Below are 21,906 nucleotides of genomic sequence, written 5' to 3' on the forward strand. Positions count from 1 at the left end.
TTTCGCGAAAGGCGACCCTTTTCTTTTGTTGAAAACTCACTCATCAGCGGCGTTCGATGCTGAGTGTGGCTTTCGAAAAGTGAGGACGCTTGCAGATCTTTGACAGGATCGATTCCCTGATAGACGCAGACGATTGCCGGGCCGCGATCGAAGAGGCGCGCGCCTTGCTATTTCGATTCCAACAAAGGTCGGATGCGCTCACGCATGCGATCGACGACTTTCTGCTCGACCTGATAACGCTGGCTTTCATTGTTGAATGTTACGGACGCGGCTTTGAACTTTTGGCGCAAACGCTGGCTCGTAGAAGACTGGCGAAGGTCAGGCTTTTGTTGGAAGCGTCGATTCCGCTAGAGAGAAATGACGCCCAAAGCTTGTTGCTAACCGGCTATCGCGCCGCGTTCCGCCACAGTGACGAAGGCAATTGACGACGTTCGACCACCAAAAAATAGGCGGAAAACCGGGGCCCTTTATGAGGCAGACTGGGTGCGGATTGTTCCGCGAAATGAAAACTGCGGGTCCATTTCGTGGCGTTCGGCCGTCCGCTGGCCTTCATCGCGGCAATCGCCGCCCGCCGCCTCAGATGCCGCCCATGCAGAGGTACTTCATTTCAAGATAGTCTTCGAGGCCGTGGCGGGAACCTTCCCGCCCGATGCCGGACTGTTTGATGCCACCGAAAGGCGCGGCTTCTGAGGACATGCGTCCTGTGTTGATCCCCACCATGCCGTATTCCAGCGCCTCGGCCACACGCCAGACACGCTTCAGGTTCGAAGCATAGAAGTAGGCGGCGAGGCCGTATATCGTATCGTTGGCCTCACGCACGGCCTGATCAGCATCCTCAAAGCGAATGATCGGCGCCAAGGGTCCAAAGGTCTCTTCTTGCGCCACGATCATTTCCCTTGAGACGTTGCTGAGGATCGTCGGCTGGAAAAAGTTGCCACCGCTGCCGATCCGGCCGCCGCCACATCGGATCGCGCCACCTTTGGCCAAGGCATCGGCAATGTGAAGTTCGATCTTGGCCAGTGCATGCCCGTCGATCAGCGGACCGATCGCGACACCTGGATCGAAGCCGTCGCCGACCTGAAGCTCACGGACACGCTCCACGAATTTGGCGACGAATTCGTCATGAACGCCCGATTGGACGTAAAGCCGGTTGGCGGAAACGCAGGTCTGGCCGGCATTGCGGAACTTGGCCTGGATCGCGCCGTCGACGGCAGCATCGACGTCGGCATCATCAAAGACGATGAAAGGCGCATTGCCACCCAACTCTAGACCGACTTTCTTTATCTGGTCCGAGCACTGGCGCATGAGCAATCGGCCGATCTCGGTCGAACCGGTGAAACTGATCTTGCGGACCTTGGCGTTCGAGCAGAGTTCGCGGCCGACCGTATCGCCTTCGGAGGCGTAGATGAGGTTGACGACGCCTTCGGGAAACCCGGCAAGATGGGCCAGAGCAAACATTGCACCTGCCACCAGGGGCGTCTGTTCAGCAGGTTTGAGCACAATAGTGCAGCCGGCGGCGAGAGCCGGCGAAATCTTGCGCGCAACCATTGAGGCCGGAAAGTTCCATGGCGTGATCGTACCGATAACGCCGATTGGCTGTTTGATAACCAGCATGCGACGGTCTGTAGAGGGCGCCGAGATCGTCTCGCCGTAGATGCGGTTAGCCTCTTCGGCGTACCATTGCAGATACGCGGCCGCATGCGCCACCTCAGACTTCGCTTCGGCTATCGGCTTGCCCATTTCCGCAGTGAGAATCGCTGCAAGATCGTCAGTGTGGTCGACGATCAGTTGGTGCCAACGCCAGAGGATGTCGCTGCGCTCGCGCGCGGTCAGTGCGGCCCATTCAGGTTGCGCCACATAAGCTTTGTCAATCGCCGCGCGCGTCTCCTCAATGCCCATGTCGGGCAGTTCCGCCAGCACTTCGCCGGTCGAAGGGTTTGATACCTCGAAGGTCCGCTCACTTAATAGCACGCCAAGAGCCGGCACCCGGTCAATGGCTCCGAACAGCTCGCGCGATTTTAGGTGGCGAAGCATTGGCTCGTACAAGGACAACGCGAATCCTCCTCGATGCAATTGGCGTGTCACACGACTTTTTGGTTTATCCGCTGGCCTAGGATTTCGCATAGGGCCTCAGTGAGGGGCCACTAGACCCACTCGAATCCACTCAACCGAAACTGATGTCAGTTGTGCGAAACAGTCGTAAGCGCGAATTTCCCCGCACCTTTTGCTGTTGAGTGCTCTGATGCATGCAGGTGTCCACCGAAATAGGTGGACACCTTGTGATGGAAGAAGATGAGCAGAAACTGCGGGTGAGGCTTGTCGGTCGGGACGGGCGACGCCGATACGAGGCCGCATCGAAGGAGCGTCTTGTCTCGGCCTGCCTTGAGCCTGGCGTGTCGGTATCGAGGCTCGCGCTCGAACATGGGGTCAATGCGAACCTTCTTCGGAAGTGGATAAAGAAGCGCGCGGAGACCCAGTCCCTCCCGCCGTCCCCGCCACCTGCGTTCATCCCGGTTCAGATTGAAAGCACTTCCGATCGGGCCTTGCTGCGACAGAGCAGCATGGCTGCGGTGGATTTGCCGGAGACTTGCGATGGGGTGCGTTGGTCGGCATCGAAAAGGACAGCGCATTTGTCCTCTCCAGCCAAGGTGAGCGCGTCGCTGCCGAACGGCGTGACGTTGACGCTGGAATGCGGTGATCTGGATGCATTGACGGCGACCATCGGAGCACTGGGTCATGTTCAGACTGGGCGCTGACCTGAAAGTCTACCTGCACCGCGAGCCGATCGACTTCCGGGCCGGCATCAACAGCCTCGCGGTTCTGGTCCAAGAGACGATGGCGCTCGATCCGTTTGCTCCGGCAGTTTTTGCGTTCTGCAATCGCCGTCGCGACCGGATGAAGCTCCTGTTCTTCGATCGGTCGGGCTTTGTGCTGGTCCTGAAGCGGCTGACCGAGGACAGGTTCAGGTGGCCGCGCCGGGAGGCAGCGGTGATCACGCTTACGACCGAGCAATTGCACTGGATCCTCGATGGCATCGATATCGATGCGATGGTCCGCCATCCGGTGCGGCAATATCAGGTTGCCGGTTGAGGGCTCTCGAATTGAGCGATTGACGCGGCGGCATGCTTTCGATTCAAGAATCTGATGAATCGACCCGGCGAACCGACTGTTGAAGAGTTGATGGCGCGCATTGCTGCGCTGCAGGCGCAGAACCGTCAACTCGCCGAACGGGTCGTCAAACTCGAGGAAGAGCTGGCGCTTGCACGACTGCATCGTTTTGCGCCGAAGAGCGAAAAGCACATTGACCGCCTCTTCAATGAAGCCGAACAGGCCGCGGATGAGGATGACGCCGACAGCGAAGATGGCGATGTCGTTGTCCTGCCGGACACGGGCTTGCCGGCGACCGAAGGGGCGACGGGAAAGAAGCGCGGCCGCAAGGCCTTGCCGGAAAACCTGCCGCGCGAGCGTGTCGAGTACGACCTTCCCGACGACCAGAAGGCTTGTCCTTGCTGCCGTCATCAGATGCATCGCATGGGCGAGGCCGTTACCGAGCAGCTTCATATCGAGGTGAAGGCGAAGGTTCTGCAGAATGTGCGGTTCAAATATGCTTGCCGCCATTGTGAGCGTACCGGCATCAACACGCCGGTCGTGACCGCGCCGATGCCCGCGCAACCTTTGCCGGGCAGCATCGCCACGGCTTCGACGCTGGCCTTCGCGCTCGTTCATAAGTACGTCGACGGCACACCGCTCTACCGCCTGGCGCAGGCCTTCGAGCGCGCGGGTGTTCCTGTCAGCCGTGGCGCTCTGGGCCACTGGGTGATCGGCTCGAGCGAAAAGCATCTCTCCCGCATCTATGACGCCCTGAAGCTGCGGCTCAGATCGCAGCCCCTCATCCATGGCGACGAGACCACGGTCCAGGTGCTGAAGGAAATGGACAGAGCGGCCGCCAGCACCTCGTACATGTGGGCATACCGGAGCGGCCACGACAGTGACGAGCCGATCGTGCTGCTCGATTATCAACCGGGTCGCGGCCAGATACACCCGCAGACTTTCTTGGGCGATTACCGCGGCATCGTCATGAGCGACGGCTATTCCGCTTGGCGCACGCTGGAAGGGGCAACGCATCTTGGCTGCATGGCCCATTCGAGGCGGCGCTTCGTCGATGCCCTAAAGGCGAGGAAGAAAGGCGGCGGCCCGCCGGAACAGGCACTCCGGTTCTTCGAACAGCTCTATCGGGTTGAAAGGCAGGCGCGGAACGAAATCCCCGATGACGGCGAAACGCGAGATCACTGCATTCGCCGCTTCCGCCAGCAACATAGTGTCCCCATCCTCCAGGCTCTCAAGGCATGGCTCGACGACATCGCCCCAAAAGTCTTGCCGGACAGCAAGCTCGGCGACGCCGTGTCCTACACCCTGAACCAATGGGGATATCTGACGCGTTACACCGAGGACGGCAGCATGCCGATCGACAACAATCTTCTCGAGCGTGACATCAGGATTTTTGCAACTGGCAGGAAGAGTTGGTTGTTCAGCGATACCGTCGACGGAGCCAAGGCCAGCGCCGTCATCTACAGCCTGACGTTGACCTGCCGCGCCTGTGGCGTCGAGCCGTTAGCGTGGTTGCGCCACGTCCTCACTGAACTGCCTCAGCGCCCCGAGAACGTGGCTATCGACGATCTCCTGCCCTTCAACTTCCTCAAAGCCGCCGCAGCCTGACCCGACGCGTCCGTCTGAAAGCGATCAGTTGTTGCAAGGGCCGTCAATGTGCGGGGAAATGAGCGCTTACAAACAGTCCGACCATTTCTCGAAACAAGGAGATCGAATCCATGTCGTTGCTCGCGCACTGGAGAGCAAATCGTGATCCTGCCGCGCTGTCAAACATTCCAACTGGTTTTTGCAGTCCAACCGCCCGTGAACGCGCTGGAGCACTGCGCGTCTCTTTTGCGGAAACAGATGTGCCGAGGTCAGATTTGAAGCTGCCGCAGCGCTCAGTTCAGCAGGGCTATCCCTGATCTATGGCCTTGCTTTGATGGTGGGAGCGCTCTTTGCGGACCATGTCGTACGACTCGATATACGCCATCTCCAGAAGGTATCCTAGGAACTGCAGCCTGTGAGACCCCGCGATCTGATTCAGTTCGCTGAGCATTGCGCTGATGAAGGCAAGCGCCTTGGCCCGGTCGGATCTCAATCCCTTGTCGATCATCGTACGTCCCCACTTCCGCAGATTGCTCCTATATGGAGCGCGCTCTATTCAGTTCAGATGCTTCTGGATGCATGCTTCGATAGGCACGTCCATGCCGATGTCGAGGATTGGCGCGCTGTGCGTAAGCCACCCAATAGAAATGAGGTCGACCCCGGTTGCCGCTACGGCTGGTGCCGTTGCCGGCGTTATGCGACCCGAGGCCTCGGTGGTCGCGCGGCCGTCGACCATTGCCACCGCTCGGGTCAGTTGCTTGACGGACATATTGTCCAGCAGGATGGCGTCGACCCCGGCGCCTAGCGCGATCTCGAGCTGGTCGAGCGTGTCGACCTCGACCTCGACCTTGACCATATGGCCGACCGCGGCGCGCGCCCGCTCAATGGTCGTGCGGATGTCGCCGGCAATGGCAATGTGTTTGTCCTTGATGAGCACGGCATCATCCAGCCCGAAGCGGTGGTTGGCGCCGCCGCCGGCGCGCACGGCGTATTTTTCCAGCGCGCGTAGGCCGGGCGTCGTCTTTCGCGTGCAGACGATCCGTGCTTTCTGACCGCGCACCGCCTTGACGATCTCGGCCGTTGCCGTCGCAATGCCGCTGAGATGGCAGAGAAAATTGAGCGCTGTACGCTCGGCCGCAAGCATTCCACGCGCCGGTCCACTCACCCTTGCAATAGTCTCACCCGCCGCGATCCTGCTGCCGTCCAGACGTCCAAAATTTATGTCGATCGACGGATCAACAAGCATGAAAGCGTAGGCTACCAGATCAAGACCGGCAACAACGCCAGACTGCCGTGCTCTGAACGCAAAAGTTGCCTTGCAGTCAAAGGGTATAATCGCATCGCTGGTAAGGTCACCGGCTTTGCCCAGATCCTCAAGTAGAGCGCTACGCACGATCGGCTCGATCACGATCCCGGGAAGGGGTGGAGGTGACGTCATCAGGCACTCCGTTCCGCGCACCGCAGATTAAGTTCGGCCGCAACCGTCATTGCTGAGGCGAGGGTCAAGCGCGAAGATCGGGCCTGCGCGCTGCGTGTGGGGAAGTCCGACCTGCAATGCGAGCCGCGGCTTTCCTCGCGCCGAAGCGCTGCAATGGCGATCATCAGCGCGATCAAAGCAGGGTCGGAAGCGCCAGTGTTGCGAACCGCGATCGGCAGCAGCGTTTCCACGGTGTCGGATAGTGCTTGCCCGTCCCGTATAACACCGAGCCCATTGGAGACCGCGTCGCGAACGGAGGAGGGGTCGGGCCGCGGGGGTGCCGTTGCGACAAGCCTTGGCCACTGCCAGCCCGCAGGAGCGGCAGCTACGCTTTGGGCGACCCACAGCGAGGTCGTCACGGCCTCGGTCAGCGAGTTGCTGGCAAGCCGGTTCGCCCCGTGCAGACCGGTGCAGGCAACCTCACCGCAAGCCCACAAGCCCGACACCGTGCTGCGGCCCGCGGCATCCACGGCCACGCCGCCCATGTGATAATGTGCCGCCGGGCGAACCGGAATCGGCTCAACGGCAGGATCGATTCCGGCGTCCCGGCAATGCCGGGTCACAGCTGGGAAGCGCTTGGCGAACTTCTGGCCGAGGGACTGCCGGGCATCAAGGTAAACGCGATGTCCGGTGCCAAGCTGCTGCCACACGGCCCGAGCCACGACATCGCGCGATGCCAGTTCGCCGCCAGGCGTGTCGCACAGAAAGCGGTGCCCGCACTCGTCGATCAGCACTGCGCCTTCGCCGCGAACCGCTTCGCTCACCAACGGCATCGGCCGCTGCGAAACGTCGAGCGCCGTCGGGTGGAACTGGATGAATTCCAGATCGGCGAGTTCCGCACCGGCGCATGCGGCGAGCGCCAGGCCGTGCCCGAATGAGCCGGCTGGATTGGTCGTGTCTCTGAACAGGGCGCCGATACCGCCGCTCGCAAGAACCACGCGGCGCGTCGGAAATATAATCGCCTGTCCACCTTTTGCCGCCACAACGCCGCTGACCGCCCCATTTTCCACAATGAGCCGGCGGGCTTCCATGCCTTCCAGAATTGTGATCGAAGGCGTTCGCCTCACAGCGATGATGAGCGCGCGTACAAGCTCGCGGCCCGTAGAGTCACCCCCGGCATGGACGATCCGGCGACGGGAATGCGCTGCCTCGAGCCCGAGCCGCAGTGTCCCGCCCCACGAGCAGTCGAAGGCGACGCCCAAGTCCATCAAATTCTCGATGGCTCGGTCCGCCGCATTCGCAACGCGTCTGACCACACTCTCGTCGCAGAGGCCATCACCTGCAGCAAGCGTGTCTGCAAGATGGAGGTCTGGACTGTCGTGAGCGCCGAGGCTTGCCGCCAGCCCGCCTTGCGCGAGTGTGCTGGAGGTTTCGGTCCCGAGCCGCGTCGGGGACAGAAGGTAAACGGGATGCGGCGCCAGATGAAGCGCGGTCATCAGCCCGGCAACGCCAGCGCCGATGATCACGGGCGCTCCCCTGATGTCGCCGACGTCTGGCGTCATACGGCAAGCATCCGCTCGACCGCACGCCGAGCACCATCAACCACTCGAGCATCGATGGTCACGATGTGGCGGGTTTCTTGCAGCGCCGTGCGAATGTTGGCGAGCGTGATACGCTTCATATGCGGACAGAGATTGCAGGGGCGCACGAACTCGACGTCGGGGTGCTCGATGGCCACGTTGTCGCTCATTGAGCATTCGGTCATCAACACGACGCGCGCAGGCTTGTGCCGTCCGACGAAATCCGACATCGCCACAGTCGAGCCGGCGAAATCGGCAACCGCGACAACTTCCGGCGGGCATTCAGGATGGGCAAGCACGGTAACGCCAGGGTAGGCATCCCGCAGCTCGCGAATGTCGGCTGGCGTGAAGCGCTCATGCACTTCGCAATGACCGTTCCAGGCGATGATCTCGACCGAAGTCTGTGCCGCGATGTTCCTGGCCAGGTATTCATCGGGCAGCATGATCACCCGCTCACCGCCAAGCGACTCCGCCACAGCCAAAGCGTTGCCGGAGGTGCAGCAGATGTCCGACTCGGCCTTCACGGCAGCGGACGTATTGACGTAGGTCACGACCGGCACGCCAGGATAGCGTTGCCGCCTCAGCCGCACATCGTTCGCAGCGATCGAGTCAGCCAGCGAGCAGCCTGCGCCGAGATCTGGAATGAGCACCGTCTTGTCCGGATTGAGGAGCTTCGCCGTCTCAGCCATGAAATGCACGCCGGCGAGCACGATCATGTCCGCATCGACGGTCATTGCCTTGCGGGCCAGCGCCAGGCTGTCGCCGACGATGTCGGCCACGCAGTGGAAGATCTCGGGGGTTCGATAGTTGTGCGCCAGGATAACGGCGTTGCGCTCGCGCTTTAGCGCCAGAATGGCCTCGACGTCGTCGCTGAAAGCCGCCCATTCCACTCGGGGGATGACGCGCTGGACGCGCTGATACAGGGACGCGGCCGAAGGTATCGTCCCGCTCACCGGCGCCTCCCGTTTATAATCCATTCGACTATAAGGGGTATATATCTAGGTTGACTATAAGCGTGTCAACCCCGGGCCAGAGGCAATTTTGTCCCCGCAACGGCAGTTTCATCCAGCACGACATGGCGAAACTGATAGAGCTTGGCCGGGCGCCCGCCCGTATCCAGAGACGTCTCGCCAGTCTCCTCGACCAGTTCTTGCTGCTCGATGAGCCGGCGAAAGTTAGGCTTGTTGATCAGCCGGCCTGCCAGGGCTTCCACGGTCCGTTGCAGCTGCAGCAGCGTAAACACCGGCGGCATCAGCTCGAAGACGACTGGCCGGTATTTGATCTTCGAGCGCAAGCGCGCAAGGCCCGTGGCCAGGATGCGGCGATGGTCGGCAACCATCGTTGTCCCGGCTGTTGAGTCGGATGCGATCGACCGTTCGTCGCGGGTGGCCTCTGCCACCAGACCCGCCTCGTAGAGCAGCTCATAGCGCTGAAGCGCCAGCTCTTCATTCCAGGGGCGCTCGTCGAGCCCGAAAGCAATGGCAGCCCGCCGCCGCCGCTCACTGCGCGTCGCAGTTTGCTTGGCATCGGCCGCCCAGGCAAGCAGACGCGGCTTCAGAACATCCGCAATCAGTTTCGGTGTTCCGAGGCGGTGGTCCTCCCACGGAAAATAATCGTACCAGCTCCGCCAGGCACAGGTGGATGCGCCGGTGGCATGTTCCTTCCGGGTCAAAGCGAGATAGCTGATGGAAATGACGCGCTGCTGGCGCCCGTCGGCGCGGTCGGCATCAGCGAACGTATAGAGCTGCTCAATATAGCCGAGGGGATGACCAGTCTGCTTCTCGACCCACGCCCTTAGACCTGACTGCAGCGATCGATGCTCCAGCGCGAACGGCCCCGAGGGCAGGCAATCCCCCTGCCCGATGGTGAGGACCGCTGGTTCACCATCATTGACGGACACGACAACGGCAATCAGCTCCGCTTCGACTTGCTTGGCCTTGGCGGCGGCCCTACCGTTGCGTGTTGCTTTTGGGCGATCTTCCATGGTTGCCTGGGTTGGGCAGAGTTTTCCCTGCGAAACATCCTAATCGATTTAACCAGCGTGTAACAGGCCATTTCGCCTGTCAACTCGGCTGCTCTATGAAAGGCTTAGACCTTCGGTCTACACCCGGCATGTTTCAGAAGCGACATTCGCGGCACCTGACCCTGGGGCAGCGCAAGTAAGCCGCGCTCGGCGGTCCGAGAGGCTCTGCCATTGTGGAGTGACCGGGGCCTCAAGTAACCCTGCACGGGGGCGGGAATCCTCGAAGATAGCGGGCGCCGGCTACGTGGCTCGACCCCACGTATTATTGGCAGAGATAGAGCTTAAATTGGACGCCGATCGAGGGTCAGTTTTGGAAACGATGACGTAATTGCTGCCGTCGCTCCTTTGAACGAAGATTCGGCTGACGGCAAAAGCCGCCAACCATTGAGATCGAGGAGGCCGCAGTGAAGCAATATGTCGGGCTGGATGTGTCGCAGAGGGAGACGAGCGTCTGTGTGGTCGACGATACTGGAAAGACGGTGTTCCAGGGAAAGGCGAAGTCCGATCCGGGAGCACTGACCGAGTTACTCCGCAAACGTGCGCCTCAAGCCGAGCGCATCGGATTTGAGACGGGCGCCATGTCCAGCTGGCTATGGCACGAGCTGAAAAGGGTCGGGTTGCCGGTCGTCTGCCTTGATGCTCGGCATGCAAAGGCAGCGCTTTCAGTGCGAATGAACAAGAGTGATGAGAATGATGCCCGCGGACTGGCCGAACTGGTTCGCGTCGGCTGGTATCGAGAAGTGAAGGTCAAGAGCGCAGAGAGTCAGGCCACCCGGTCCATGCTCGTCGCCCGGTCGAGACTTGTCGAGATCCGTCGCGATCTCGAAAATCAGACACGGTCCATGCTGAAGGAATATGGGCTGCAGTTCGGTCGATCGATTGGGTCACAGTTCCGGCGAAAGGTTTGGGAACTGGTTGCTGACGGCGCAGGTTGTCTACTACAATCCTGGGGTGTCTGAGAGGGGCTCAACGAACTGCCAGCGTCATCGGTCCGTCGAGGACCATCGGCGCAGTCATGCCCGTCAGGCGCAATGCGCCTGTAAAAGTAGTCGTTTTCCAGTGCCCGTGCGGGATCGGAGATCGGCACCGCATGCCCCGCTTTGCCCGTCCACGCAGGCGAGCCATCTTCGTCGATGCGCCGGTCTCGTCGACAAAGACCAACCGTTCGGGATCGAGATCAGGCTGGGCCTTGAACCAGGCGCGTCGCCGCGCGAGCACGTCGGGCCGATCCTGCTCGCTGGCGTGCGCTGTTTTTTTTGAAGGTCATCGAGTGACGGTCGAGAAAGCGCCAGATCGTGCTCGGCGCGAACACGACCGCATGCTCCGCCCTGAGAAATTCAGCCAACTCGACCAGTGTGATGTCGTCCTGACCTTCGATCACCGCCAGGATCGTATCCCGGTAGGCTTCGATCCGCTGGGAGCGCTTGTCTCCGCCTTGGGGCTTTGCCCGCGTCGCGCCGCTCTCTCGCCATTCGCGGACCCAGCGGACCGCGCTTGCCGCGGCAACACCGAACGATCCGCCGCAGCCCGCCGCGACAGGCCACTCTCAACCGCTGCGATCACTCGCGAACGCAAATCCTCCGATATGGCTCTAACCATGCCTGCTGGCCTCCATACCCAGCCGACATGATGAATCAGATATTCTCCCCGATGGGAATCCCTCGCGATTCCATCAGGTCAGATTATGCTCTAACCGACCTCGGCAACAAATCCGACGAGGTGGTCGAGGCGGCATACCGAGGGTCTGTCGAGATCACAAAGCGCGGCAAGCGCAAATTTGTGCTCCTGACCGCCGGGCAGTTCGATCGATGGCTGGCGGTGATCGATGCGCTACGGCACCGTCGTGGTTAGCTGGATCCGGTTTGCGCCCGCCACAAGCGTGCGTAAGCACCTTCAGTTGCCAGCAGATCAGCATGCCTCCCCTCCTCAATAAGCTGTCCCTTGTCGAAGACCACGATCTTGTCGGCCCTACGAATGGTGCTGAGTCGATGAGCGATGACGATTATGGTCTTACCGGCCCGACGAAGATCTTCAATGATTCGCAGGACAAACCCCTCGGCTATCGAGTCGAGAGAGGAGGTCGCTTCGTCGAGGATCAGGATCTCCGGATCCCGGTACAGAGCCCGAGCCAACGCAAGCTGCTGCTTCTCGCCGCCGGAGAGGCGTACACCATTCTCGCCCAAATAGGTCTGGAGACCGCCGGGCCAGCGCTCGATCAGCTCTCGTAGCCCTATTTGATCGCAGATGTGCAGGATCTTCTCGATGTCCGGCTCGAACTCGCCAAGGGCGATGTTCCCGATCACCGAGCCCGAGAACACATCGACCGATTGCGGCACAGCAGCGATAGCCTTGCGCACGGACACCGTTGAGAGATCCTGGAGGGCAAAGGGACCGATCCGGATGCGTCCGCCCTCAAGCGGGTAGACATTCTGCAGCAGCGCCGCAAGGGTGCTCTTGCCCGAGCCGCTTTCCCCCACCACGGCCGTCATCTCGCCCCGGCGGAAGATGACGCTGAGATCGTGGAAAAGCTCCGGCTGCGAACCATGGCGGAACGTGACGTTCTCCAGGCGAATATCACCAAGGTCGGACTTTGTGGCATCGATGCCGCCGCCGCTTGTCTCCTGCTCCAGGTCGAAGATCTCAAACAGGCGATCCGCTGCGATGAAGCCATCCTGAACGATCCGATTAGTCTGGATCAGATTGGCGACCGGCCGGATGACATAGCCGAGTAACGTATAACAGGACAGTAACTCGCCGGGCGTGACGGTTTGATCCAGGGCAAGCGTCGTTCCGAACCACATCAGCACGATGGTGAATAGGGTCGAGAGGAAAGTCGAGGCATTATCCCCGAATATCGAGATGAGACCGGAACTGTAGACGGAGTGCAGCATCTTGATGAAACGGATCTCCATCTTGAAGTTGGCGAAACTCTCCACGCCGGAGGTCTTGATTGTGGAGACAGCTCCGAGGGATTCCACCAGCTCCGCCTCCAGGTTTGCGGCATCCTCCATAATCGCGCGCTGGTGCTTCCTATTCAGCCGGTTGATGGTCCAATAGACCAAGAGATACAGCGGAATGGAGACCGCCACGACCAAGGCGATCTTCCACGAGTAGATGCACATCAGCCCGAACGAAAATAGAATCATTAGCACGTCAACGAATATGCTGATCGAGACGTCGTTCAGGAAGCTCCTGATCTTCACGGCGTCGTTCATCCGGGCAATGATTTCGCCCATGCGCATGCTGTCGAAGAACTTCTGGGGCAGGTTTAGGATGTGCTTGTAGTAGCCGAGGATCAAGTGGACATCGATCTTCTGCCCCGTTTGCAGGATAAGCCGGTTCCCGAGGAGATTGATCAGGATCTGCGCCACCAGGATCACCAGCATGACGAGGCTCATCAGGTTGAGCAGGTTGCGGTTGCCCGCTGTGATCACATGATCGACGATCTTCTGGACGTAGATTGCCGTCGAGAGCCCGAGTACCGTCGTCACGAGCGCCCCGGCGAGAGCCTGGGCCATCACCGCCTTTTGTGGCGCAAGCAGACGCGCGAACCGGGCAAGCGGCGTAATGGTCTCGTCGCGGCGCTTGAAGGTGGCTGCCGGAACCAGGAGCACCAGGACGCCAGTCCATTGCGTCTTGAATTCCTCGTGCGGCAGCTTGCGGATTTCGCCATAGGCTGGGTCCATGACGGTGACCCACCTCGCGTCGATCGCCTGGATGACGACGAAGTGGTGAAGGACCCCCTTGACGACGACGTGCGCGATAGCGGGCTTGGGGATCTTGTACAGGCTGTCGAAGCCACCCTTCACTCCCTTGGCGACAAAGCCCAGCTTCCGGGCCGCTTCCGTGAGGCCCAGTACGGTAGTGCCGGAGCGGTCGGTCGAGGCATACTGGCGGATGCGCGACAATGGCAGCTTGTGACCATAGAAGGCTGCGACAGAAGCAAGACTGGCAGCTCCACAATCGGTGATGTCGTGCTGCTTGAACTTGATAACCTTGCTCGACATGGCGGCTCGCTGGCTGTTTGGATAGGGAAGGATTAGTGGCCCGCCAGGAGGGGATTGAGCCAATCGTCGGCCTCATTGTAGAGGAGTTGCAGAAGAGTGCGTTCTGCCACGAGGAAGCGGGCCCGCACGGTCATGCCCTTCTTCAGATGACCGATGACCCCGTTCTTGAGTGCGAGATGGGTGCGAGAGAGTGCGCAGCGGACCTTGAAGACCGGGCTCATGTCGTGGAGGGTGAAGTCCTGCGCTACGCCGAGCACTGTCGCATCGATGAGACCCCATTGATTGTAGTTGAAGGCATCCACTTGGAGCCGCACCGACTGGCCCTCCCGCACGAAGCCGATGTCTTTGGGGGAGACGTAGATTTCCGCCACCAGTTCGTCGTCCGGCGAAACCCAAGCAACGGTTTGCCCGGCCTGGATGTAGCTGCCGGGGGTCAGGCCGGTGAATTGCTCGAGTGCGCCTGACACGGAGGCCCGAATGTGGGTGAGATCCCGTTCCTTCTCGAGCTGATGCACGGCGGCCGTGAGTTCCTTGAGGCGCAGGGTAAGGTCGAAGAGCTGCTGGTTCCATTCGGCGGATTTGCGCCGGGCAAGGATCTCCCCCTGAACCTCAATGTTCTGGAGGGCGAAAGCCTTCTCCTCAACGGCCTTTGCGGGCGTCGCAGCAGCGGAGAGCAGTCGCTTAGCGCGGCCGAGTTCCGCCGCGGCATTACTGCTGGCATATTGGTTCTCCCGCAGCAGGTTGAGAAAATGCGCCCGCTCCGCCTTGGCGGACTCGGTCAGGAGGAGGATCGGGTCCTTGGCCTTCGTGCCGGAGGAGATCAGGGTTTCGAGGTCACGGGCAAGATCACTCTTAGCGCGAATATCGCCTTTATACGCCCTGAGCTTTTCCTCAACCACCTCATCATCAAGGGCGAGAATCTCCTGCCCCTGGGCAACCAGATCGTTCTCAACGGCAAGGATACGGGAGATGCGTCCGGAGACGGGTGCGACCAGGGGCGTCTTCTCGAGGGTGGGGCGAATGATACCGGCACTTTGGACCGAGATCGCTATGGTGATGAGTGGCAGCGACACCAACGTCGCAACCACAGAGAGCAAAATCAGCCGATAGATGATCAAAGATCGTCCTGATCGTCGGGAGAGAATGCTCTCTGCAGTGTAGCTGGCAATTTCAGGAGAAAGGGTATTTAGCTTGCACACTAATGTTCTAACCGTGTCTCTTCCAGTGCCTCGCCGCTACCAGTATAGTCGCAGCCACAACGCCAATTAACCCCGCCACCGCGAAAGCTATCGCCCCAAAAAAAGCCCACCCGCCCGAAATTGTGGATGCTTCTTCTGGAGCCAATTCAGTCACACCATAATCTGACAGAACGACCTTCATTGCTATCTCCTTTCCTAGAGATCAAATAAGATGAACAGTCTGCCATTTAGCGGCTTTTGCCGCCGTACAACCAACATCAAGAGTCGTGCCAACTGCACAGGAAGCGACCCAGAAAACTGTTCTGGATGTTATTCAATGGCTTCACTGAGAGCGCGGCGGCACGCCAGCCAGACGTCACCGTGTCGCGGATTCGACAAACCCGACACTGGTAGGGGCCAGTGCGGGTAGGTGAGCTCTGCCTGCATGGAGGATATATTTCGGCCAAGCATTCTGCCGAGAGAACCGGCCTGTCAGGAACAGCATCTGGAACACGCTGAGCAGCTTGCGGCAGTGTGGTCTTGTGTAAGCGCCCGATTGTTACCGCGGAGATTTCGCTTTGATGCGTGCGATGATGTCTGGCTCTGAGACGAAGTCTTCGAGGAAATCGTTTCCAGTCATTGGTCGCATGGGCGCCCGTGCCGTCGTAAACGCTGATGAGACTGCCGTAGCACAGATTGTCGCCGTTACAGACGATCGCCTCCAGGAGTTCGGGGTCCTCTCCGAGCATTTTCGCGAAGTGATTGATTGTGTTTCGGCGTGGAATAAGGGGTCTGACGCACTCTCGATGATATTTTCTTTCAGGCAGCGCCGATCAAACGTGCTTGGAGGAGGTCGGCCGTACATCTGCCGTTTTACAAGCTTGAGCTTGGTGATCTGTCCTTCCGTCTGCCCGTCTGCCCGTCTGCCCGTCTGCCCGTTGGACCATGGCTCGGTGATCGCGGCGCGGACGGCAGCACGGTCGCGAATGATGCCATTGGCGAAAGACGCAATGAGGCTTTTGCTGGCGTCGGCGATCCACGGCTCGAGCTCATGGGCGACTTTCTTGCGGATCATGGAATGGAAACCAGCGATCAGATTGCGTGCTTCCACCAGCATGGGCACACCCGCCTCGATGACAGCGATCATCATAGTGTCGGTTTTGTTCAGTTGATCGCGCGCCGTCGTCATTAACCGTGCGATCGTTCTGGCTGATGGCACCTTGTGGAGTTGCTGATCGGATGCCTGTTCGGCGCGTCGTCGTCGCCTTGCCCATTCGCTGACGACACCCAGACGTCCCCGAAAGCCCTTTGTCTTCAGCCGTCGCCAAAGCTCGCTTGCATTGTGGCAACCAGATTTCCATTGCCCTTCCAGCAAGGGCAGCCAGGCTTCGAGTGAACTCTGGCGGGCGCGGAAAATATCGGTCCGCTGGCCACGGACCACCTGACGGACCAGCTTACGGCTGTGGCCGGTGCGACGCACGATCTCCTTGATGGGGATGTCTTCGCTGGCAAGTTTCATGATTGCCGCATTTGTCTCCTCGCGCCGCAGATAGCCTTCGTGTTGCCGCTTCTCCGCGTAGGTGAGCAGATCGGGATTGACCGTCGTAGCGCCGATCGCAGTTTGGATTGTCCGCATCCCGGACGGCGTCGAGGAAAGCCGCACTCGCATTCTTCAGGAGATGCCAGCGGTCGGCGACCTGAACCGCTTCGGGCAACGCCTTCGCAGTCGCTTCACCGTAACCGCCGCCGCGGTCGCGCGAGACGGTTTCGATCTGAGGATGGTCGGCGAGCCAGGCCTCGACGGTGGCAACCTCACGATCAGGCAACAGTGTCACGATCCGCCGCCGCTCCAGATCACAGACGATCGTGCCGTAACGATGGCCGCGACGGAAGGCCCAATCATCAATGCCGACAACTTTGAGAGGATCTGTTTGCAAACAGGCCCGTCGCCGCACCACCCGCAGCAGCGTGTCATTATTGACCGGGACCATCAGCCGCTTCGCAAAACTGGCCGCCGGCCGGCCGCCGAGCGCCAGCCCAAGATGATGAACGATACACTCCAATCGCGAGGTCCGGCGGGATCGCTCGGCGACATGCCCTCAAGCTGTCGTCGGCGGCGAAGGGTGAAAACGTTGTGATCACGATCCTGAAGGATGAAGGGCCACTGCTTGATACAATCGAGCCGGCGCCCGGCGTCGTTTGCACAAGTCCTGTTCAAACTTACCTTGATTTGGTGATATCCGGGGAGAGGGGACAGGAGGCCGCTGACCATTTGCGGCAGGAGAAATTGCAATGGCTCCAGTAGTACCGCCCGAATCGCAATCGGCCGCCGACTACGACGACCGCACCACCGCGGCCGTGAAATCGGTTCTACTGGAAATTGGTCAGATACTCGGCAGTTTCAAAGGGGCGGCGATAGCCTTGTCGGGGCAGCGAGGAGCCGTAGCCGATGATGAACGCACAGGAGAAGTCTGGCGTGAATGGGGCGATGATTGTCGAGCTTTGCTCTCGAGTCATTTCGTCAACCATCTTGCGTGACCGATTGGCGACCATCTCCTCGTCACGACCTTATATTACCCGTCGCCTGTCGCCGCCAGCGCGCAGTGACTTGTCAAGGATGGAGGCCCGCAGACCCCATCGCGCGGCGACTTGTCCTTGACGGTCACGAGCACGGCGGCAGGTTTGCCGTGGTCGGGGAGCCCTTCCTTGGGCGGAAGCCCACGACAGTGTTCGAGAGGAACTCGCCATGAGCCGGGTGCGCAGAGATCGTCCGACGCTCTTGTATTTGCTGGATCCCAGCCGGCTCCGCCTCCGACTGCCTCGGTAGCTCGGTATCCTGAGCGCGTCGGCGGCATCATGCCATTATCATCCTACGAATTGCATGCTCCATCGTCCTGGACGAGACCGGTTTGGCTAGCCAAAGGACGAAGGTCTGATTACCAGATGTGATCGGCATGGGGTCGCTTCCACCAACGACGATGATGGGCACCGTCATCAGGGTGGTACGTACGGCTTCGGGCTGTCCTGGCCCGAGGAAAGTCGCTTTATCGAAAATTAGGAGGTCGGCTGCCTTCCCGCTCTCGATCCAGTCGCAAAGACTCTCGAAGGTCGCGAAGCCGACCGGCCTATAACCCAGCGCGGCGATCTTATCCTTGTAGATCTCCAACGCTGCTGGATCGGGGTCAACGACTGCAATGATTTCTCCGTTGCCAAGTGATCCATCGCATGGGCGGAAAGCGCTATCAGCTCTGACCTGCTCCTCAGCGCAGGCCGGTAAGTAGAGATCGAAGCGTGTACCTCGGCCAACAGCCGAGGTGACGTCAAGGCATCCTGCGAGCGCGCTCACATGGCGGTCCACTGCAGCAAGACCCAGTCCGGTCCCGCCGACGCGAGAGCGCGTGGTAAAAAAGGGCTCAAAGATATGCGGAAGCACCGAACTTGCGATTCCTTGGCCATCGTCGCTGATGGAGAGGAGAACGTAATCTCCCGGTTTCAAGGTGCCCTTAGCCACGGGCTTCGTTTGACAGACGTGAGCGCGAGAAACGCTAATCTCGACACGGCCCTCATTCAAGAGAGCCTCCGACGCGTTCTTGCATAGATTCATAAGGATCTGCTGTATCTCGGTCGGGCTGCCCTCGATCACCGTTTGCCACTCGTTGATCTTGAAGTTCAACTCAACATCCGCACGAAGTGTAACCCGCAGCAATGGCGCGAGATCCATTACACTCTCCGAGACGTCGAAAGGCATCGTCACGCGCTTCCGATTTCGGCTTAGTGACAAAATTTGATCAATAATCAGTTTGGCTCGGTTGCTGGCTAAGATAATTTGGCCGATGTGGCCCCGAATTCTCGAGGGACGGCGCACAAGACCTTTAGCCATCTCTGCGTAGCCGACTATTGCTCCTAGAACATTATTGAATTCATGTGTAACGCCGCTTGCGATTGTGCCGACAGCCGTCAGCCTTTCCGCATGCTCCCATCGACTCTCAAAAAGGTTACGTTCCGTGTGTACACGTTGCATTTCAAGATGGTTGCCTAAACGCACAGTAGCGCTCGCCAGAACCAGGAGGTCGTCTGTGGAGGGTGGTGAGCGATCTCCTTCAAAAACAAGGATACAAACCGCAGCCTGCTGATCGGAGGCCCTGCACCCAACAATTTGACAAACACCGGTAGTGCCTACGGCAGTCCGAACGACTTCCGACGCCGGGACGACGCGAAACACTGGCTGTTCCGGGTGTACAAGTGAGACGACTTCATGGATTAGCGTGGCGTTCCAGACGCGCATGCGCTTGTTCGCGACAAAGTACTCGGTATTCCTGCTGATACTCGGATCCACCAGAGCAAGCGCGCATTGATCCGCATCGAAAACGCATTGAATGAGTCTAAGCGCTGCTTCGGTGGAGAAGCGCCGCGAAGCCTTCGTTGCTTGACTGTCGATGAAGCAAGCTTCGATCTCACTCATTGCCGCTTCAAGCTCTAACCGCCTTTCCAACCGGTTCGTCCGCACATGCAGCGTGGAGGCTCGAATGGTCGCAAACAAGCAGAGGCATATGGACACCAAGCCAAAGAAAAGTCGTGTACGCTGCGCTTGCGCGCTTGCGAAGCTGTAGGCTTTCAGATGTTCTCGCTCCAATTCGGCAGCCTTGGCGAACGTGTCGAAGGATGGGATCAGATTGACAGCGCGGTCCAACCTCAACATTGAGGACAGGATAGCGCGGCCCTCGCGGGCAACATCCTCCGTGACTTGGTCCTGGCTAGGAGGAAGTCGGCGGAGAGACTGATCGATTTGTAATGCGAGGCTGAATCCCGGTCTGGCCGAAAATTGAAGGATCAGATTGGAAAATTCAGGCCTGTTCGACAATCCCCCCCGAAGGCGATTAGCCGAGCGAGCAAAGCGTACGAGAGAGCTTTGCAGAAGCTCATTTTGCGCGGCCGAGGCCGAGATGGCAGCTTCTGTGTTTTCGAGGGAATTTTTGAGCTGTGCAACCAACCTGGAGTGCACCCCGGAGCTCTCATTGGGCGAAATCTCAACAAGGCGTTGGTAGTTTTGAAGGTTCCTTTTTAATGCTTGCCCGGTAGAAGCAACGGAACGGAAGTCCAATACCATGTCGGCGCGGGCGACGTCTCGCTGGAGCAATGCGTAGTTGATCTGAATCGTCCGCAGTTCGCTTAGGACCGCCTCGTTGATCTGGGGGTCTTGCCACTGTATCGCGACCAAGAGCGCGACCGAGGCCACTAGGGCCATTACAGAAGCTTTGTCGGTACTGAGCCATTTTTCCCAAACGAACGGCGTTTGATCCGCGGTGCGTGCCTTGCGAAGGTCCGATTTGAATTCTAGCTCCCCATCGCGTCGGTGTGCGGCCGGATGCTGCTGGAACAGGAAAGCCAAGTGTACCTCTCCCCTCAAATAGGCGGTGTAGACGCCGTTGCACTCTGCCCCCATGGCCCGCTGACCTTCCATTGATTCGCGGGCGTTTCGACCTCGACGGCGAGGCGGCAGCACAAGGCGGGCAACTGATCGCAGTTTTCGGAACTGGTCTTCCGAGAGATCATCGAAGGGGCATACAAGCGCACGCCTGCAGCAGCCGAGGATGATACCGGCCGGTCAAACGCAACTGGCGAGGGCCGGATCTGCTGTTGGCTGGCAGCTAACACTGGCGGGGCGGCGGCCTCAACTCCGGCGTGCCTAGAGCCGGCTGCTGCGAAAGCGTCCGACACGCTTCCCTTGGGGTCATCCCGTCCAGCGGGCATCCTTGGATCGCTGAAAAAAGACGAGGCGGCTTGATGATCCTGCCCTCGCTGAAGCACCTCGCGAAACCCCTTTTCCAGTCGCAGAAGCTCCTCTGGACCGGTAGGCGGCTCGTCAGCTCGACCATCGAACAGCGGCCGGAGCGCCTCGGACACGTGCTGCTCAAAGCCCACTCGCCGGGCCTGGACCGCTTGCCCGTCTTCCAAGCCGGCGTCCTGCACCTGCGACAAAGCTGTTACACGGGATGGATTACTATTTCGCGGGTTCATACTAGCCTCACATCAAACTGTATCGTCAAAGTCCTGCGCCAATTCACACAGCGGGTCATCGAGTTGAGATTCTGCGGAGAGCGCCTCCTCTGCTCCCGTCAAGGGCGCCGGCTCCGGGAGGGCGCCTGTCTGGCTTTCAAAGATGCGTTTCAGAATGCGATCCGAAAAATATCGCACCTTCCTCAATTTTAATGGTGGCAGACCTTTGATGAGAACAATCTCGTAGTCGTCATCGAGCAGCCGAACCTGTTCGGGACGCAATAGCGGTGCACCTTGATGTGAATTCTGAATGTTNCTCGTAGTCGTCATCGAGCAGCCGAACCTGTTCGGGACGCAATAGCGGTGCACCTTGATGTGAATTCTGAATGTTCCAATCGAACGTTCGCGCCTGGCTGTAGGAAATCGATTGGGCTTGAAATGTGAATCCACCGATAGCTTTGGAAATGTAGTTCGGAGTCTCGTCATCTACCTCGATGTTCCTAGAAGCGCGCCGGCAGCCCGGGCGGGGGGCTTGGGGTTAGACTGCCAGCGCACGCCACTCATAAAGAGCGGCCTCTTTTCGCGGTTCGGACACCCATAGTCAACCCGGCAACGTCTGGATGCCCGCTGTGCTTTTTGCAGAGCGGCGATGCGGGAATATCGGCCGATCCTGGTGTGGCCACTCTCGTCGGCCGAGTTGATGCTCCAGCCAGTATCGCCTTGCCGACCAGCATGAGTTCGCCGTTAGCAATCCATCGTTGCGAGCCGAGACCGAGGTAAAAAGCGCGTGTTATCGACTATGTAGCTGACGCTCCCGCTGACGCAGGGTTCCCGCCATTGCCTCGAGGACTACCTCGAAATGAAATACCTCTGCACGGGCGGCATCTGAAGCATGGGCTTGCAGGGGCTCGCAGACCGGTAAACCAGCGAGCCATCTCCAAATATGTGAATTGTGGATTGCTCCTCGACGGGAGCTGAGGGGCGGCTCCGCAAGCCTTACGACGCTCTT

General features: G+C 59.6%; 17 protein-coding genes and 3 pseudogenes. 8 read left to right on the plus strand and 12 right to left on the minus strand.

Features of this window, described 5'->3' with window-relative positions:
• Positions 1–89 precede the first annotated feature (89 nt).
• The gene (locus X751_RS136360; protein WP_023746275.1) at positions 90–425 is read left to right on the plus strand and encodes a hypothetical protein; all 336 of its coding nucleotides are present in this window, start codon (positions 90–92) and stop codon (positions 423–425) included.
• Between the two features lie 151 nt (positions 426–576).
• On the opposite strand, the gene X751_RS136355 is transcribed toward X751_RS136360, so the two are convergent.
• The gene (locus X751_RS136355; protein WP_031247369.1) at positions 577–2,052 is read right to left on the minus strand and encodes an NAD-dependent succinate-semialdehyde dehydrogenase; all 1,476 of its coding nucleotides are present in this window, start codon (positions 2,050–2,052) and stop codon (positions 577–579) included.
• Between the two features lie 230 nt (positions 2,053–2,282).
• On the opposite strand from X751_RS136355, the gene X751_RS1000000166415 reads away from it, so the two are divergent.
• From X751_RS1000000166415 to X751_RS1000000167280, 4 genes are all read left to right on the plus strand, one after another.
• A complete protein-coding gene (locus X751_RS1000000166415) occupies positions 2,283–2,756 on the plus strand; it encodes a transposase (RefSeq protein ID WP_023700916.1) in 474 nt (157 codons plus the stop codon).
• Positions 2,737–3,090: an IS66 family insertion sequence element accessory protein TnpB gene (tnpB, locus tag X751_RS136350; protein WP_023700917.1), complete on the plus strand. Its 354-nt coding sequence runs from the start codon at positions 2,737–2,739 to the stop codon at positions 3,088–3,090. Before X751_RS1000000166415 ends, tnpB begins: the two co-directional genes overlap by 20 nt.
• Positions 3,091–3,144: 54 nt before the next feature.
• On the plus strand, positions 3,145–4,716 hold the full coding sequence (locus X751_RS136345) for an IS66 family transposase (protein ID WP_023700918.1): 1,572 nt from the start codon (positions 3,145–3,147) through the stop codon (positions 4,714–4,716).
• A 110-nt stretch (positions 4,717–4,826) separates the two neighbouring features.
• Positions 4,827–5,012: a hypothetical protein gene (locus X751_RS1000000167280; RefSeq protein WP_156936427.1), complete on the plus strand. Its 186-nt coding sequence runs from the start codon at positions 4,827–4,829 to the stop codon at positions 5,010–5,012.
• Here X751_RS1000000167280 and X751_RS136340 read toward each other — a convergent pair.
• The 5 genes from X751_RS136340 to X751_RS136325 form a co-directional block, all read right to left on the minus strand.
• Positions 5,003–5,203, minus strand: coding sequence for a hypothetical protein (locus X751_RS136340; RefSeq protein ID WP_023693535.1), 201 nt, complete (start codon positions 5,201–5,203; stop codon positions 5,003–5,005). The two genes, X751_RS1000000167280 and X751_RS136340, sit on opposite strands and share 10 nt — an antisense overlap.
• Positions 5,204–5,251: 48 nt before the next feature.
• Positions 5,252–6,133 carry a carboxylating nicotinate-nucleotide diphosphorylase gene (gene nadC / locus X751_RS0134570; RefSeq protein ID WP_031247371.1) on the minus strand — a complete coding sequence of 294 codons (882 nt, stop codon included), beginning with the start codon at positions 6,131–6,133 and terminating at the stop codon, positions 5,252–5,254.
• A complete protein-coding gene (locus X751_RS136335) occupies positions 6,133–7,674 on the minus strand; it encodes an L-aspartate oxidase (RefSeq protein ID WP_023746279.1) in 1,542 nt (513 codons plus the stop codon). Before X751_RS136335 ends, nadC begins: the two co-directional genes overlap by 1 nt.
• The gene (gene nadA / locus X751_RS136330) at positions 7,671–8,645 is read right to left on the minus strand and encodes a quinolinate synthase NadA (protein WP_031247372.1); all 975 of its coding nucleotides are present in this window, start codon (positions 8,643–8,645) and stop codon (positions 7,671–7,673) included. Before nadA ends, X751_RS136335 begins: the two co-directional genes overlap by 4 nt.
• Positions 8,646–8,710: 65 nt before the next feature.
• The gene (locus X751_RS136325) at positions 8,711–9,676 is read right to left on the minus strand and encodes a membrane protein (RefSeq protein ID WP_023693539.1); all 966 of its coding nucleotides are present in this window, start codon (positions 9,674–9,676) and stop codon (positions 8,711–8,713) included.
• A gap of 443 nt (positions 9,677–10,119) precedes the next feature.
• Here X751_RS136325 and X751_RS136320 point away from each other — a divergent pair, with 443 nt between their 5' ends.
• On the plus strand, positions 10,120–10,674 hold the full coding sequence (locus X751_RS136320; RefSeq protein WP_023746281.1) for an IS110 family transposase: 555 nt from the start codon (positions 10,120–10,122) through the stop codon (positions 10,672–10,674).
• A 25-nt stretch (positions 10,675–10,699) separates the two neighbouring features.
• Here X751_RS136320 and X751_RS1000000168260 read toward each other — a convergent pair.
• Positions 10,700–11,314, minus strand: a pseudogene (locus X751_RS1000000168260) (IS630 family transposase); the annotation flags it as partial.
• A 51-nt stretch (positions 11,315–11,365) separates the two neighbouring features.
• Here X751_RS1000000168260 and X751_RS0134580 point away from each other — a divergent pair.
• Positions 11,366–11,566, plus strand: a complete 201-nt coding sequence (locus X751_RS0134580) for a type II toxin-antitoxin system prevent-host-death family antitoxin (protein WP_032893340.1) — start codon at positions 11,366–11,368, stop codon at positions 11,564–11,566.
• On the opposite strand, the gene X751_RS136315 is transcribed toward X751_RS0134580, so the two are convergent.
• From X751_RS136315 to X751_RS1000000166430, 3 genes and pseudogenes are all read right to left on the minus strand, one after another.
• Positions 11,563–13,722, minus strand: a complete 2,160-nt coding sequence (locus tag X751_RS136315; RefSeq protein ID WP_023746284.1) for a peptidase domain-containing ABC transporter — start codon at positions 13,720–13,722, stop codon at positions 11,563–11,565. The two genes, X751_RS0134580 and X751_RS136315, sit on opposite strands and share 4 nt — an antisense overlap.
• A gap of 32 nt (positions 13,723–13,754) precedes the next feature.
• Positions 13,755–14,840 (minus strand): HlyD family efflux transporter periplasmic adaptor subunit, encoded by a 1,086-nt coding sequence (locus X751_RS136310; RefSeq protein WP_023746285.1) that lies wholly within the window; start codon positions 14,838–14,840, stop codon positions 13,755–13,757.
• 879 nt (positions 14,841–15,719) lie between these two features.
• A pseudogene (locus tag X751_RS1000000166430) lies at positions 15,720–16,981 on the minus strand (ISL3 family transposase); the annotation flags it as partial.
• 211 nt (positions 16,982–17,192) lie between these two features.
• Here X751_RS1000000166430 and X751_RS1000000166440 point away from each other — a divergent pair.
• Positions 17,193–17,438 carry a hypothetical protein gene (locus X751_RS1000000166440; RefSeq protein WP_084558349.1) on the plus strand — a complete coding sequence of 82 codons (246 nt, stop codon included), beginning with the start codon at positions 17,193–17,195 and terminating at the stop codon, positions 17,436–17,438.
• Between the two features lie 316 nt (positions 17,439–17,754).
• Here X751_RS1000000166440 and X751_RS136305 read toward each other — a convergent pair whose 3' ends face one another.
• A complete protein-coding gene (locus X751_RS136305) occupies positions 17,755–20,289 on the minus strand; it encodes a two-component system VirA-like sensor kinase (protein ID WP_031247377.1) in 2,535 nt (844 codons plus the stop codon).
• A 641-nt stretch (positions 20,290–20,930) separates the two neighbouring features.
• Positions 20,931–21,384 (minus strand): annotated as a pseudogene (locus X751_RS1000000168265) (type IV secretory system conjugative DNA transfer family protein); the annotation flags it as partial.
• Between the last annotated feature and the right edge of the window lie 522 nt (positions 21,385–21,906).

It is taken from the genome of Mesorhizobium sp. LNJC394B00, from assembly GCF_000502555.1.
In the GTDB taxonomy this organism is placed as follows: Bacteria; Pseudomonadota; Alphaproteobacteria; order Rhizobiales; family Rhizobiaceae; genus Mesorhizobium.

Excerpts from the sequence above, each read along its gene's own strand:
- X751_RS1000000166415 (WP_023700916.1), top strand. The coding sequence starts at position 2,283 with ATGGAAGAAGATGAGCAGAAACTGCGGGTGAGGCTTGTCGGTCGGGAC.
- tnpB (WP_023700917.1), top strand. The coding sequence starts at position 2,737 with ATGTTCAGACTGGGCGCTGACCTGAAAGTCTACCTGCACCGCGAGCCG.
- X751_RS136345 (WP_023700918.1), top strand. The coding sequence starts at position 3,145 with ATGAATCGACCCGGCGAACCGACTGTTGAAGAGTTGATGGCGCGCATT.
- X751_RS1000000167280 (WP_156936427.1), top strand. The coding sequence starts at position 4,827 with ATGTCGTTGCTCGCGCACTGGAGAGCAAATCGTGATCCTGCCGCGCTG.
- X751_RS136340 (WP_023693535.1), bottom strand. The coding sequence starts at position 5,203 with ATGATCGACAAGGGATTGAGATCCGACCGGGCCAAGGCGCTTGCCTTC.
- nadC (WP_031247371.1), bottom strand. The coding sequence starts at position 6,133 with ATGACGTCACCTCCACCCCTTCCCGGGATCGTGATCGAGCCGATCGTG.
- X751_RS136335 (WP_023746279.1), bottom strand. The coding sequence starts at position 7,674 with ATGACGCCAGACGTCGGCGACATCAGGGGAGCGCCCGTGATCATCGGC.
- X751_RS136325 (WP_023693539.1), bottom strand. The coding sequence starts at position 9,676 with ATGGAAGATCGCCCAAAAGCAACACGCAACGGTAGGGCCGCCGCCAAG.
- X751_RS0134580 (WP_032893340.1), top strand. The coding sequence starts at position 11,366 with ATGGGAATCCCTCGCGATTCCATCAGGTCAGATTATGCTCTAACCGAC.
- X751_RS136315 (WP_023746284.1), bottom strand. The coding sequence starts at position 13,722 with ATGTCGAGCAAGGTTATCAAGTTCAAGCAGCACGACATCACCGATTGT.
- X751_RS1000000166440 (WP_084558349.1), top strand. The coding sequence starts at position 17,193 with ATGGCTCCAGTAGTACCGCCCGAATCGCAATCGGCCGCCGACTACGAC.